Annotated in this window: 14 protein-coding genes; 9 read left to right on the top strand and 5 right to left on the bottom strand. The window is 38.6% G+C overall.

Annotated elements, in window-relative coordinates:
- Positions 1-3: 3 nt before the first annotated feature.
- From BLQ18_RS00870 to BLQ18_RS00900, 7 genes are all read left to right on the top strand, one after another.
- Positions 4-846, top strand: a complete 843-nt coding sequence (locus BLQ18_RS00870) for a DUF5694 domain-containing protein (RefSeq protein WP_090291738.1) — start codon at positions 4-6, stop codon at positions 844-846.
- Between the two features lie 154 nt (positions 847-1000).
- Complete coding sequence (locus BLQ18_RS00875; protein WP_090291740.1) at positions 1001-3187, top strand: DUF5916 domain-containing protein; 2187 nt, start codon at positions 1001-1003, stop codon at positions 3185-3187.
- Between the two features lie 149 nt (positions 3188-3336).
- The gene (locus tag BLQ18_RS00880; protein WP_090291742.1) at positions 3337-4140 is read left to right on the top strand and encodes a helix-turn-helix domain-containing protein; all 804 of its coding nucleotides are present in this window, start codon (positions 3337-3339) and stop codon (positions 4138-4140) included.
- Between the two features lie 84 nt (positions 4141-4224).
- Positions 4225-4770: a cupin domain-containing protein gene (locus BLQ18_RS00885; RefSeq protein ID WP_090291744.1), complete on the top strand. Its 546-nt coding sequence runs from the start codon at positions 4225-4227 to the stop codon at positions 4768-4770.
- Between the two features lie 177 nt (positions 4771-4947).
- The gene (locus tag BLQ18_RS00890) at positions 4948-5595 is read left to right on the top strand and encodes a hypothetical protein (protein ID WP_139150346.1); all 648 of its coding nucleotides are present in this window, start codon (positions 4948-4950) and stop codon (positions 5593-5595) included.
- Positions 5596-5919: 324 nt separating this feature from the next.
- Positions 5920-6672: a class I SAM-dependent methyltransferase gene (locus BLQ18_RS00895; RefSeq protein ID WP_090291748.1), complete on the top strand. Its 753-nt coding sequence runs from the start codon at positions 5920-5922 to the stop codon at positions 6670-6672.
- A 110-nt stretch (positions 6673-6782) separates the two neighbouring features.
- Positions 6783-7625: an alpha/beta hydrolase gene (locus tag BLQ18_RS00900; protein WP_245668047.1), complete on the top strand. Its 843-nt coding sequence runs from the start codon at positions 6783-6785 to the stop codon at positions 7623-7625.
- 238 nt (positions 7626-7863) lie between these two features.
- Here BLQ18_RS00900 and BLQ18_RS00905 read toward each other — a convergent pair whose 3' ends face one another.
- The 4 genes from BLQ18_RS00905 to BLQ18_RS00920 form a co-directional block, all read right to left on the bottom strand.
- A complete protein-coding gene (locus BLQ18_RS00905; protein ID WP_090291750.1) occupies positions 7864-8712 on the bottom strand; it encodes a pseudouridine synthase in 849 nt (282 codons plus the stop codon).
- A gap of 62 nt (positions 8713-8774) precedes the next feature.
- On the bottom strand, positions 8775-9680 hold the full coding sequence (locus BLQ18_RS00910) for a geranylgeranylglycerol-phosphate geranylgeranyltransferase (protein ID WP_090291751.1): 906 nt from the start codon (positions 9678-9680) through the stop codon (positions 8775-8777).
- A gap of 12 nt (positions 9681-9692) precedes the next feature.
- Positions 9693-10631, bottom strand: coding sequence for a mevalonate kinase family protein (locus tag BLQ18_RS00915; protein ID WP_090291754.1), 939 nt, complete (start codon positions 10629-10631; stop codon positions 9693-9695).
- A gap of 138 nt (positions 10632-10769) precedes the next feature.
- Positions 10770-11855: a diphosphomevalonate decarboxylase gene (locus BLQ18_RS00920; protein WP_090291756.1), complete on the bottom strand. Its 1086-nt coding sequence runs from the start codon at positions 11853-11855 to the stop codon at positions 10770-10772.
- A 91-nt stretch (positions 11856-11946) separates the two neighbouring features.
- On the opposite strand from BLQ18_RS00920, the gene BLQ18_RS00925 reads away from it, so the two are divergent.
- Complete coding sequence (locus tag BLQ18_RS00925; protein ID WP_090291759.1) at positions 11947-12423, top strand: TspO/MBR family protein; 477 nt, start codon at positions 11947-11949, stop codon at positions 12421-12423.
- 64 nt (positions 12424-12487) lie between these two features.
- On the opposite strand, the gene BLQ18_RS00930 is transcribed toward BLQ18_RS00925, so the two are convergent.
- Positions 12488-13030, bottom strand: a complete 543-nt coding sequence (locus BLQ18_RS00930) for a DUF1697 domain-containing protein (protein ID WP_090291761.1) — start codon at positions 13028-13030, stop codon at positions 12488-12490.
- A 60-nt stretch (positions 13031-13090) separates the two neighbouring features.
- Between BLQ18_RS00930 and glpK the strand changes: the two genes are divergently transcribed.
- Positions 13091-14587, top strand: a complete 1497-nt coding sequence (gene glpK / locus BLQ18_RS00935; RefSeq protein WP_090291763.1) for a glycerol kinase GlpK — start codon at positions 13091-13093, stop codon at positions 14585-14587.
- Positions 14588-14597: the final 10 nt, after the last annotated feature.

The following is a 14597-nucleotide window of genomic DNA, read 5'->3' on the forward strand; positions in this document are numbered from 1 at the left end:
ACCATGTATCGAATAGTTTTCTTTCTTGTATTTGTTTCCTCCTTTGCATTTGGACAAACCCAACTAAAACCGCCATCCGAATTTTACCCCAAACAAAAAACCAAAGTATTGGTGGTGGGCACTTTTCATTTTGATTTTCCTGGCTTGGATCAATTAAAGACTACCGATGAGAACAAAATTGATGTACTCAAAGAACCCAAAAAGTCAGAATTAGAGGAATTGGTGGCCTACATCAAAAAATTTAAACCCACTAAAATTGCCATTGAGGCCCAGCCTAAATGGAACACTATGGAAAAATATGAGGCGTACAAAAATGGAGAGCATCGCGACAATCGTGACGAGCGCTACCAATTGGGCATGCGTATCGCCATGGAAATGGGATTGGATTCCGTTTACGGCATAGACACTTGGGCTTTGAGTGACGATTTGTACAAGAAAGATTCCATTTACTTAAAATCTTTGGTTGGTGAAGTGAATTGGGACATGGAAGATCCTTATTGGAAATACGCAGAAGCTTATTTTGAACATCGCGATAAGATGATGAAACAAGTTCATTTGTTGGACTATTTCAAATCCATGAATTCCAGAGAAGCTCACAATGCCAATTTTGGACTATATCTTACAGGTGCATTTTCCACTGGCGGTATGCAGGGTGCGGATAATTTGTCCATTTGGTGGTACAACCGCAATGCCCGTATTTTTTCCAAATTGGTACAAATCACCGAAAGTCCTGAAGAACGAATTTTAGTGGTTTTTGGTAACGGTCATGCTGCCATTTTGCGTCAATTATTGGAGGCATCACCTCAATACGAATTTGTGGAGTTTAGCAGTTTGGAAGAGAAGTAAAATGAGCTGGATAATCTTTAGAAAGTAGTTTTTAAGACATCCATTCAATCTCTAAAAACCAGCTAAAATTACACAATCAATAAATTGAGGTATTGAATATTGATTCATTGTTAAAAATTAAAGTAATTTATTACTTTTGGCGCACAAACTAACAATGACAAACAAACTCCTAGCCCCCAACCTTTTTGTTGTTCTTTTCTTTGGTGCCCAAAGTCTTTTTGCCCAAAAGAAAAATGCGAATTTCAACATTCACATCAACAAAACCACCGAAACCTTTATCATAGATGGTAAGGGCGACGAAGAAACTTGGAAAACTGCCGAACCAGCCCAAGATTTTTATATGGTCCTCCCCATGGACGACCGTAAAGCCACCCAACCCTCGGAGATTAAAATGGCCTACGATGACAAGCACATCTACCTTTTGGCCACGTTCTTTAAAACACCAGGGAACACCTATGTGGTAGAATCGCTTCGTAGGGATTTTTCCTTTGGTGGCAACGATAACTTTTTGTTGTTCATGGATCCTTTCAATAACCTTACCACTGGTTTTAGTTTTGGGGCCAACGCCTATGGCGCACAGTGGGACGGCACCATGTCCAACGGTGGTAGCATTGACCTGAATTGGGACAGTAAATGGGTATCCGAAGTGCAGGTTCTTGAAGACAAATGGGTCGTAGAAATGGCCATACCCTTTAAATCCATTCGCTATGAAAAAGGAGTGAAAGAATGGGGTATCAACTTCTCTAGATTGGATTTGAGTACGAATGAAAAATCGAGTTGGACGCCAATTCCGAGACAGTTTCCGACCGCTTCATTGGCATACACAGGAAATCTGATTTGGGACAATCCTCCCCCTAACCAAGGTCTCAATTATTCCATTATCCCCTATGTTTTGGGAACGGTGGGCAATTCAACCATTGAAGATTTACAATATGATAATGAGGTGAAAGTAGGTGGTGATGTAAAACTCGGACTTTCTTCTTCGCTGAATCTAGATTTGACCTTAAATCCTGATTTTTCACAGGTCGAAGTGGACCGTCAAGTAGCCAACTTGACCCGTTTTGAGCTCTTTTTTCCAGAACGCAGACAGTTTTTCCTTGAAAATGCCGACCTCTTTGCCAGTTTTGGATACGGATCTATTCGCCCGTTCTTTTCAAGACGTATTGGGTTGGGCGTTCCCATTATTGCAGGTGCCAGAGTGAGCGGTAACCTCAACCGTAATTTACGTTTGGGATTAATGGACATGCAAACAGACAAATTGGACGAAACGGGGCTACCCAGTCAGAATTTTGCTGTGCTTTCATTACAGCAAAAGGTGTTTTCCCGTTCCAACATTGGTTTTATGTTCGTGAACAAAGAATCATTGAACTACAATTCACTTTCGGACAGTTTACAGACGGAATACACCAAATTCAATCGAAATTTAGGGCTTGAATACAACCTTGCATCCGCCGATAACAAATACAATGGTAAGGTTTTTATGTTGAAGTCTTTTGGCCCTGATTCTTCTTACAACGGAATTGCACAGGGTGCACACTTGGCCTACAACAGTAGAAAATGGAACTGGAGAATTCAGGAAGAATATATCTCGGATGATTTTACTTCTGAGGTGGGATTTGTACCGAGAACCAATTACATCAAATTTAGTGGTTCGCTGGGGTATCAATTTTTACCTGCCAGTAAAAAGATAGTAAGTCACGGACCAAAGTATACTGGTTTTTACTTTTTTGACCCAAACATGAACTCCACCGATTACGTATCCATAGTAGGTTATGAAGTGAATTTTTTGGATAGAAGTTCCGTGAGCTTGGATGTTTTTAATGAATATGTGCAACTTTTAGCTCCATTTGACCCCACTAACACTGGCCAGGAGGAATTGGAGGCAGGATCACAACACCATTGGAACGGGGTATTTATGCAATACCGTTCTCGACCAAAAAGCCTATTCACTTATGAGATGAGCAGTCGTTTGGGACGTTATTTTTCAGGAGGATACCGCACCAATCTAAATGCGCAATTGGGGTATCGTTTTCAACCCTACGCCCGTATAGGAGCCACATTGAGCTATAATAATTTGGATTTGCCCGAACCTTGGTACACTACTGATTTTTGGTTGGTAGGTACAGAGGCAGATATCACTTTTACCAATAAATTATTCTGGAATACTTTGTTCCAATACAATGAGCAGAACAATAATTTTGGCATTAACTCCAGATTGCAATGGCGCTACGCCCCTGCCTCTGATTTATTTTTGGTGTTTAACAACAATGAGCAGTTATCGCCTTTAGAGGGAAATTTATGGTCGTTGACGCTTAAGTTCACGTATTGGTTCAACAAATAGAATCTTAACCTTACATCTTCACACGATTACCTCTGGACGAATGGTCTTGTTTTTATGACTGATTTTTTCGATATTGACTATGTGTGATACATCACATTTAAAAATCAACCCAACAAACAATACCGCTTTTAATATCGTATTGGTTAGAAATGAAGCCAGATTCCATTACCATTGCTCAGATCATTCATGAAACTACCGAAAAGGAACGGGCCGAAGATTTTGCTGTTTGCTGGATTAAGGATGAAGTGGATGCGATTGAGATTGACCATGTTCAGTATAAAAACGTATCCAATTCCATCTATTTTATCAACCCAAAGCATCAATGGAAGGTTTTAAAAAAGGACAATATCTCTTCTTGCGGTTATATTTTATACCTAGCCCCTGAAGTGTTGAACCAACCCTCATTGAGCCATCTTCACATCAACCAAGTTCGAATTTTTAATGGAGGTGAAATTCCCTTGTTCAAATTAAGCCCTGGTATTGAGAAAAGAACACAGGCCATTTTGGAGATGATCGACGAACTTTTGGGTTCCCACCTCAATCATAAAGATGATGCTATTTTATCCTTGTTAAACACCTTTTTTGTGTATTGTGATGGACAATGTAATATTAAGTCCATTGCATCCAACAACAGTTCCAAAACCAATGTGGTCTATAATTTTAAGTCGCTGGTGAACAAGCATGTCTCCAAACATCACGAGGTTGCACATTATGCGGACCTTCTCCATATTTCACCCAAATATTTGAACGAGTGTGTAAAGGAGGTGCTCAATGTAGAGTCCAAGAGCATTATTATTGAGCAACTATTGATGCGCTCCAGACACGCCCTTAAATTTTCGAGTAAAACCATTAAGGAAATCAGCTTTGAACTGGGTTTTACCTCCCCTGATTATTTTAGTTACTTCTTTAAGTCCCATACAGGAACAACACCCTCTGCCCTTAGAAACAATTAGTTGCACCCATAATCTAGGGTTTTACCGAGATTTTCACATTGTCTTTTCTATGTTCTCGACCTAATTTGAACCAAACTTTAAATTATGGACCGAAAAAAATTTATTAAAACCTCTGGAGTGGGATTGGGGTTGGCTCTTATACCTGGATTACTTCAGGGACAAAACCGCAACTCCGAAACCAATTTTACCAAAGCCAACGACCCAAAAATTATTAAAGAAACTGAAGGGAATGTTCTGAATGTGATTGGAGATATTCAGACCCATAAAGTTTCTGGAAAAGATACGGGCAACCAAATTGTGGAATGGGTGAGCAATGTAGATCCGGGTGTTGGGATTCCTCCACATATCCATACCAAAGAGGATGAAATTTTTAGGGTGATCAAAGGTGAAGTGGAAATTATGGTTGGTGGAAAAACTACCCTCTTAAAGGCTGGAGATATCGCTTTTGCACCTAGGGATGTTGTGCATGCTTGGAAGGTTGTAGGCACTGAAAAGGCTCAAATGATTTCAAGCGCATTCCCAGCGGGAATAGAAGTTATGTTTGCCGAATTGGCGCAATTGCCACCTGGACCGCCAGATTTTGCCAAAGTGACTGAAATTTGTGCCAAACAAGGCATCAGTTTTGTATAAAAAACGCTTCAAAATATAGTAAAGGCGGTTTGATTTAAAAATCAAGCCGCTTTTTGTTTTTAGATCCATCCATCAACCCAAAAGGGGCATTCGTCAATTGGCAGTTATTTTTAGCCCTTTGATTTATGATCTTACGGTAAATACCACTTGAGGTAAATCAATAAATCCCGTATCGTCATGAAAAACCGATTACTTATCCTATCCCTATTTATTGCTTACTTTATGTTTGGCCAATCCTATTATAAGGCCGATATCCTTTTTGCCGATGGCTCTACGCAATCCGGTTATGCCAAACTTCCAAATGGAAACCAAAAAAAAGTCAGTTTTAAAGGTACTGAGGATGATCAACCCATCAGCTTAAAAAGTGATGACTTGTTTCAAATCCTTTTTACACTGGAAGATGGACATCAATATGTCTTGGAAAGAAACGCCATTAAAATGCAACTCACCCGTAAAAATGGAGAACTATACACGAATATCACCAAAAAGAAAGGCTGGTTGTTACTGGCCAGAACCCATAAAAAATTGAATTACTACACCGCTGGACAGCGATACAAGATTGATAAGGACGGAGATTTTAAAATAACCAGTTCTGGTCAAGTGGGGTTCACGGGTATCGGCTATTATTTTAGGCGACCCAGCGAGGATGTGGTCACATACATTACCGCCCAAATGTCAGGTTTTCAAATTGGGCACGAAAAAAGTTTTCGAAATGCGGCCTCTACCTATTTAAGCGATTATAAGTCCCTAGCAAAACGCATAGATGATGGAGAGTTTAAAAGTAAGCAGCTGGATGAGGTATATGAGTTATATATTTCGAATTAAAATACTTAATGTTTAAAGACAAGGTGGATACTTTGGGACAAATAGTATGGTTCGCCATACCTTTTACACCATTGTTCACAATTCCCATCATCTGTAAATTGAGTAACAGCAGAAAAATTTACAGAATTCTCTGGGGACTTGGATTAGAACTAATTATGTCATTGATACTTTATCTATTGAGCATATCTATAGTTTTTAGAAACGGTATGGGAGCCTCATTAATTTAAATCCATCAACCCAAAAGGGGCATTCGTCAATTGGTGGAAAATTTAGCTTCACTTTTTCCTGATCTTCATTTTTCAAGTTATAATACACGTTTGAAGAATGAAGAACCCTCGCATTTTCTCTTTGCAAGAAATCCGCAAAAGAAGAAAGGAAAAACAATTTAAAGGAGACAAAGTTGTTTGCTGCATCTGTAATGCAACCTACATGGAATTTGGGGTCTTTGGCAAACAAAACAGGCCCAATGCACAATGCCATAATTGTGGATCACTAGAAAGGCATCGATTGATTTGGAAATATATTCAATATAAAAATTTAATGGAGCACACGGTTAGATTGCTCCATTTTGCCCCAGCCAAGGCTTTTTACAAATCATTTTCGGCTTTGGAAAATTTGGAGTACTATCCTTGTGATCTCTATCCTAACCTTTATACATATGGTGGGACTGTGAAAATCCATAAAGTTGATATTACCGAAATCCCCTTTGAGGACAATTACTTCGATTTAATATTGTGCAACCATGTTTTGGAACATATCGAAAACGACCACCTTGCCATGAATCAGTTATATCGGGTAATGAAACCTAGTGGCTCAGGTATTTTTCAAGTTCCACTGGATTATAACCGAGAGCATACCTACGAAGATTTTTCCATCACCTCCAAAAAAGGAAGATTAAAGGCCTTTGGTCAAAAAGATCATGTGCGTTGGTATGGACAAGATTATAAAGATCGGTTGGCAAAAATGGGGTTTCAGGTTACCGAAGATGACTACGTATCATCTTTTTCCGTCGAAGAGCAATTTCGATTTGGGTTGGATCCAAAGGAGAAGATTTATTTGTGTAAAAAACCTAAATAAAATCTTCATCCATCAACCCAAAAGGGGCATTCGTCAATTACTAGTGGCTTTTTAAGTCAAAAAAAGCTTAATTCAATCAGTTGATAGAAAACATCCAAAATTGCTTGAATATGATGAGAAATTGTTTTTTACCACTTTTATTTGCTCTTAGTGTTTATTCAAGTTGCTCCTCACAGGACAAAATTCTCTTCAAGGAAATAGATTCAATAAAATTATACTTAGAAACCTATTATCCAGAAACAATAGAACAAAATAAAGACTATCCCGCATTAATTTTTTTTTTCGGTGGCGGTTGGAAAAACGGCAATCGCAAACACTTTCTTAATCACGCCAAATACTTTTCTAAAAGAGGAGTTGTATGCTTTTTGGCTGATTACAGAACAGAAAGCAAGAATCATACAACCCCATTTGAATCACTTAAAGATGCCAAATCTGCCATTAGGTTTTTAAGAAAGCATGCATCTCAATTTAACATTGACAAATCCAAAATTATTGCATTAGGAGGTTCTGCAGGCGGACATTTAGCCGCTGCAACCGCTTTCATTGATGATTATAACGAAGCAACTGATGATTTATCACAAGATTGCAGGCCCAATGCATTGATACTATTTAATCCTGTAATTGATAATGGTCCAGGAGGATATGGCTATGAAAGAATCGGAAAGAACTATAAAAACTTTTCTCCCTTGCACAACATTAAAAAAGAGGCACCTCCCATAGTAATATTTCTGGGGACTGAAGATCAATATATTCCTGTGGTAACAGCACAATATTTTCAATATGTTGTTGAAAAAATTGGTGGCAGGTGTGATTTAAAACTTTATCAAGGAGAGAAACATGGATTTTTTAATCGAAATAATTTTAAACTTTACAAAAATACTCTTTTAGAAGCCGATAAATTTTTGGTCTCTTTAAGATACCTAGATACAGCTCCTATTATAAAAATAGAATAAATCACTACTGGTAAAAAGAATTGAGTTTAATATACTGGAATTACTTAAGGAACCCAAATTAAGGCAACCTTGATAAACATGAGAGATATGGAGTTAAATACATTATACCCTGTAATGGATAATAAAATTTACTAAATAAATACCCAAAACTTGAAAATTCCTATATGAACAACAGGATTTATCGTATAAAACCATTGGTACATGAAAATACTGAACCTATAAGTTTAAATTTACTTTCTTACTTTATATTCTTCAAATTAATCACCTCCTGCTCGGTCAAATGTCGCCAATGACCTCGTGGCAAATCTTTTTTGGTAAGTCCGGCAAAAATAACACGATCAAGCTTGGTTACTTGATAGCCCAAATGCTCAAAAATACGGCGTACAATGCGGTTACGTCCACTGTGAATTTCGATCCCTAACTCACGCTTGGGTGCCCCTTGAATAAAACTGATACTGTCCACATGAATAGGTCCGTCTTCCAATTCCAAGCCTTCTTCAATTTGGTGCAAATCACGAAGACTTAGCGCATTGTCCAAATGCACATGATAGATCTTACGAACGCCATGTTTTGGGTGGGTCAATTTTTTGGTAAGATCACCATCGTTGGTGAACAACAGCAATCCTGTTGTATTTCTATCCAAACGGCCAACTGGCAACAATCGGGCATTGGTGGCACTACTGATCAATTCCATTACGGTTCTTCTGCCCTTTTCATCACTAGTTGTGGTGATAAAGTTTTTGGGCTTGTTTAAAAGAATATATTCCTTTTTCTCCAAACTAAGGCGTTTGCCATCAAAACGAACATCATCGGAACGCTTTACCTTATAACCCATTTCGGTAACAGGTTTCCCGTTTACGGTCACATTCCCAGCAGCAATGTAAGTATCAGCCTCCCTACGCGAGCAAATCCCTGCATTCGCAATAAAGCGATTCAATCGAATCTCATCGGGATTGGATTTTTTCTGTGGTTGATCTTGTTTGGGTCTTGGTCGTGAAGAAAAATTCTTGCCAAACGGTTTTCTTGAATCACCCCCTCGGGTAGGTCTTGCAGGTCTTCTGCCTCTGTTATTGTCTGATTTCGCCATCAGTCGTAATTTTTTTGCAAATGTACTCTTTTTCGGTTCCAAAAAACCTTAAGCACAAAGAATTACAAAATTCTGTTCAGCACTACATCCACATCGATCAATAAAATACTAAAAACCCCAGCTACAATAATGAATTTAAGTATGTTATGTAACCAGAAGTAATGTTTCTTTGCTTCAGCCTTCCAAAGTAAAAACAGGAAAATTACCAATAACAGAATACAAGCTGAAAAATAGAGATACATGTAGCCAATATCAAAAGTTTTGATGAGCAATAAAGCTGGAATCAAAGTGAGAACAATGAGCAATCCAATCAAAAATTTCGAAACTTTAGGGCCATAAATAATTGGGATGGTCCTGTAATTTTGGGCCATATCACCAGGCATACTTTCCAAATCCTTGATCATTTCGCGTGCCAAAATCAGCAAAAAGAGAAAAATGGCGTGCACGAATATCACCGTTTGAAAATTGCCATAATACACAAAAACCACAAAAAAAGGCGCAATTGCCAAGGTCGATGATACCAGATTTCCAATAAAAGGAATGCGTTTAAGCTTATGGGAGTAAATCCAAATGCCGAAAATATATGCTGAAAAAAACAACACTGCCCTGAAGGAAATATAACTGGCTGCAAAAACAGCCATGAAATTCAAGATAAAATAGGTGGTCAACTTAAACCTCTGACTCACCAAACGATCCAGCATACTTTTGGTGGGTTTGTTGATCAAATCCTTTTCAGCATCGTAAAAATTATTGATGATATAACCACTGGCAATGGTCAGTGCGGAAGCAGTCACAATTAAAAAAAGATTGAGATCCAATACCACATCGCGCAAACGTGTGTTGGGTGCCAAAATATAAATGGATGCCAAATATTGGGCGAGGGTAATTACCAAAATATTGTAGCCCCGAACCACAGAGAACAGACTCAATAGCTTAAACAGCAAGAGTTTGTTTTTTCTGCTTAGCATGAAATGGCTTTTTTAGAAGTTGTAGACCACTTCCAATTTGTGGCCTTTTAGGGCAGTTTTTGCTTTTTCAAGATCTTGGGTGAAGCCCAAAATATATCCACCACCACCAGAACCACATAGTTTAAGATAGTAGTCGTTGGTTTCGATTCCCTGTTGCCATAGTTGATGGAACTTGGAAGGAATCATAGGTTTGAAGTGGTCAAAAACGACATGCGAAAGTTGTTTTAGATTTCCGAACAACGATTTTACGTTGCCACTCAAAAAATCTTCCACACAGGCATCAGTATGCTTCACAAATTGGTCTTTTACCATATTTCTGAACCCTTCCTGCTTCATTTTTTCCATGAAAATCTGAACCATCGGTGCTGTTTCCCCAGTGATTCCACTATCCAATAAGAAAACGGCTCCCTTTCCTTCGGTATTTTGCGAAGGAATACTGGTCGATTCAATATTATCTTGTGAATTGATTAGAATAGGTAGGCTCAAATAGCTGTTCAAAGGATCCAAACCAGAGGATTTTCCGTGAAAGAAAGATTCCATTTTACCGAAAATCTTCTTCAACAACAACAATTTTTCACGAGTAAGGTTTTCCAAAATGGTGATTTTATCGTTGGCATAACGATCATAAATCGCAGCCACCAAAGCACCACTACTTCCGACACCGTACCCTTGGGGGATAGAACTGTCAAAATACATCCCATTGGCAATATCGGTCTCCAAAGCTTCCAAGTCAAAAGAAACCAAGTTCTCTTCCTCTTGCTCTAGATTTTTTAAATAAGCTGCAAATCCCTTAAGACTTTTGTTGGAGTTCCGAGCCATTTCGGAATCATTCTTATCCCGTTTTAAGGCACCCTTAAAAAAGTTGTACGGTATGGAAAGCCCTTTGGAATCTTTGATGATGCCATACTCTCCGAAAAGTAAAATCTTGGAATAAAATAATGGACCTTTCATATGCTGATACTAAGATACAAACAATTTTGTTTGATTTTTAATTTAAATCGATAAACAAAACTATATCATCTTTAAAATCCTGTATTGTTGTCAAAATTCATGGCAAATAACGCAAAAAAATGGCTTAGCTGTTCATTTTTAACCCTTTATTTCAACGGCACCCTTTCCTACTTGATCATTTATATATTGGCCATTTTCGCAATATTGGGCCAATTTTTGGTCAATAAACTTTTGCACTTCTTCTTTATGATTTAAAGGGTACAACACATGTACATTAGCTCCAGCATCCAACGTAAAGCAAACAGGAACTTTGGTTTCTTCGCGATATTCCCAAATCTTGTTGATGATTTCCAACGTATTGGGCTTCATCAAAATAAAATAAGGCATACTGGTCATCATCATGGCATGTAAGGTCAAGGCCTCGCTCTCCACGATTTTGATAAAGCCTTCCAAATCCCCTTTAGCCAAAATAGGTTTCAAGGCATCCAAGTTGTCAAATGCTTGTTGAAATCTGGTTTCGGCATACGGATGACCGTGCATCAAATTATGACCAACCGTACTGCTCACTTGTTTTTCACCTTTGTGGACCAAAAGAATGGTATCACAATAACTTTTGAATACCTCATGTACTTCAAACGGATAGGGAACTCCAAATTCATCAGAACTATTTGGAATATTTTCGTGGGCGCCCCACTGTACTAAATCCCCTTTTACGCTTCTGCAAGCACTTCCCGAACCCAATCGAGCCAAAAAGGATGCTTTTGTATAAAACAAGGTATCGTCCATTTCTGGATTTAGCTGCTTTTCAATATCCATCAAACACATGGACAATGCAGCCATCCCACTGGCTGAAGATGCAATTCCACTACTATGTGGAAATGAATTGGAAGTTTCTATTTGAAAATGATATTCCTTTAGGAATGGAAGGTATTTTTCGACACGCTCAAAAAATGTCTGGATTTTTGGTTTAAAATCTTCCCTTGGCTTTCCTTCAAACAATAGATCAAACGAGAAGGCTTCTTGTTCATCTTTCTTTGTAAATGCAATCGAAGTGGTGGTTGCACAGGTATCCAACGTAAAACTGACAGAGGGATTTGCTGGAATCTGGACTGGCTTTTTTCCCCAATATTTTACCAATGCAATATTGCTTGGAGCCTTCCATTTTACAAAACCATTATCTGGAAAATTGGAATAGGATTTGGGCAAAAAATCTTGTTCTGTCATACCAAAGCTGTTTGGACAAATATACGGTGCATGCCACATTCAGGGAATTGGATTGAAATAAATTATTATTTTAGTCAAAGTTGCGCCAACCATGAAAAAAAGAATTGTTTACATAGCGATTAGTGTTGCTGTTTGCCTTGTTATAGGTTTTCTGTCGGGAATTGCCACGCAAAGTTCTGTAAACGACTGGTATGTAACACTGAACAAGCCTTCCTTTACGCCTCCAAATGAACTTTTTGCACCAGTTTGGACCTTGTTGTACACTTTAATGGGTGTTGCCGCAGGAGTGGTTTGGTCTAAAGGATACCACCACATTTGGGTGAAAACTGCTCTTTATCACTTTGTGTTCCAATTATTATTGAATGCACTCTGGAGCATTGTTTTTTTCGGTTTGAAAAATCCTTTTGGTGGTATGATTGTCATCTTGGCCTTATTGACCATGATCATATTGACCATTAAATGGTTCCGTGTAATCAGCAAACCTGCCGCTTTGATGATGGTTCCCTATTTATTATGGGTTGCGTTTGCCGCAGCATTGAACTATAAAATTTGGGAGCTTAATCCGTAGCGAGGGCAAAAACAAATTCAAGTTCAAGTTCAAACTCAAGTCCTAGGTCAAATTCAAAGTTCAATTACATGGTTTGGGTCATTTCCAGCAATTTTTGCATGGTCTTTAAATTTCGTGTAGTAGCTTCAACCTTAAGCTTTTTTTCAATGAGGTTATTGTTGAGTTTGGCATTTCCATATCCATTTTTACAAAGTAAATAGACACAATTATCGGAAACCTGAAAATCCTCATGTACATATTTTAATTGATTGAATTCTGAGGTAACATCTGTGGAAGGTTTTTGTTTAAGAAGGACAAAATAAAGTTTGTTTTCTTCCTCTTTGCCTAAAAATGGATTGGATTTTATAATAGCATCAATCTCCTTCGCTCTCAAAGTTAAAGTCGGAACTTCAAATCCAAATTGTTTTTGAATGGTATTGAAAATTAATTGTTCAAGCTTGGATTTATCCTGTTCCTTACTTTCAAAAACAACATTACCGCTTTGGATATACGTTTGTACATTTTGCAGGCCAACTCCCTCCAAAACAGCTCTCAAATCTGCCATTTTGATTTTCTTTTGACCACTAACATTAATGCCCCTTAAAAGGGCTACAAACATACTCTCCATAATTAGCTAACTGTTACTCAGATTAAATTTATTAAATTCAAGGGCACATAAATTTATTAAATGAACCAATATATTCTTGCCTTGGACCAAGGCACCACGAGTTCCCGTGCTGTAATCTTTGACAAAAAAGGGACTATAATTTCCATTGCCCAAAAAGAATTTACCCAAATTTTCCCTAAACCTGGATGGGTTGAACATGATCCCGATGAAATTTGGTCTACCCAAGCTGGTGTCGCTGCCGAAGTGGTGAGCAAAAAAGGACTTAAAGCGGAACAAATGGCGGCCATTGGCATCACCAATCAGCGTGAAACGGTTGTGGTTTGGGATAAAAATACAGGTCATCCTGTTTACAATGCCATTGTTTGGCAAGATAAACGTACAGCCGATTATTGCGATGCTTTAAAAAAGGATGGGAAATCGAAAATGATTCGTGAAAAAACGGGCTTGGTCATCGATTCCTATTTTTCGGCCACCAAGGTCAAATGGATATTGGATCATGTGGAAGGCGCTCGCGAAAAGGCAAAAGCTGGTGATTTGGTTCTTGGGACGATAGATTCCTGGTTGATTTGGAAAATGACCGAGGGCAATCTTCATATTACGGATGTAACCAATGCTTGTCGAACGTTACTCTTCAACATCAACACTATGGATTGGGATGAGGATTTGTTGGAATTGTTCACCATTCCAAAAAGTATGCTTCCCGAAGTGAAACAATCCAGTGAAGTTTACGGAAACACTTGCCCAAATTTCTTTGCCTCCAAAATTCCGATTGCTGGTATTGCAGGTGATCAACAAGCTGCTTTGTTCGGACAAATGTGCACTCAAAAAGGGATGGTAAAAAACACTTATGGTACAGGGTGTTTTATGTTGATGAACATTGGGGAAAAACCCATCATTTCAGAAAACAATTTGTTGACCACGGTAGCTTGGAAAATAAATGGAAAAACACATTATGCCCTCGAAGGCAGTATTTTTATTGCTGGTGCTGTGGTGCAATGGTTGCGAGATGGATTGGGAATTATTAAAAAATCGTCCCAAGTGGAAATGTTGGCCACATCTGTTGATAGTTCGGATGGGGTGTATTTTGTTCCAGCATTTGCGGGGCTTGGTGCCCCACATTGGAACCAACATGCCCAAGGCACCATTTTTGGCCTTACTCGAGGGAGTACCGATGCGCATATTGCTCGTGCCGCATTGGAATCCATTGCCTACCAAACCATGGATATTTTAAAAGCCATGGAGGCTGATTCTGGAATTTCCATAAAAGAACTTCGTGTTGATGGTGGCGCCACAGTCAACAATTTACTGATGCAGTTTCAAGCTGATGTTTTGAATACGACGACTGTTCGACCCAAAATTGTGGAAACGACCGTAATGGGTGCGGCTTATTTAGCTGGATTGGCTGTTGGATATTGGGAAGATGCTGCCGAAATTCAGGATATATGGCAATCTGATGTGCACTTTACGCCTACTGAAGATCGTGAAACCATTGAAAAAAACATTCAGGGCTGGTACCGAGCAATCAAAGCTTTGGAATACTGGACCGAAACCGAATAATATTTCCTTT

Source organism: Flagellimonas zhangzhouensis (assembly GCF_900102925.1).
Taxonomy (GTDB): domain Bacteria; phylum Bacteroidota; class Bacteroidia; order Flavobacteriales; family Flavobacteriaceae; genus Flagellimonas; species Flagellimonas zhangzhouensis.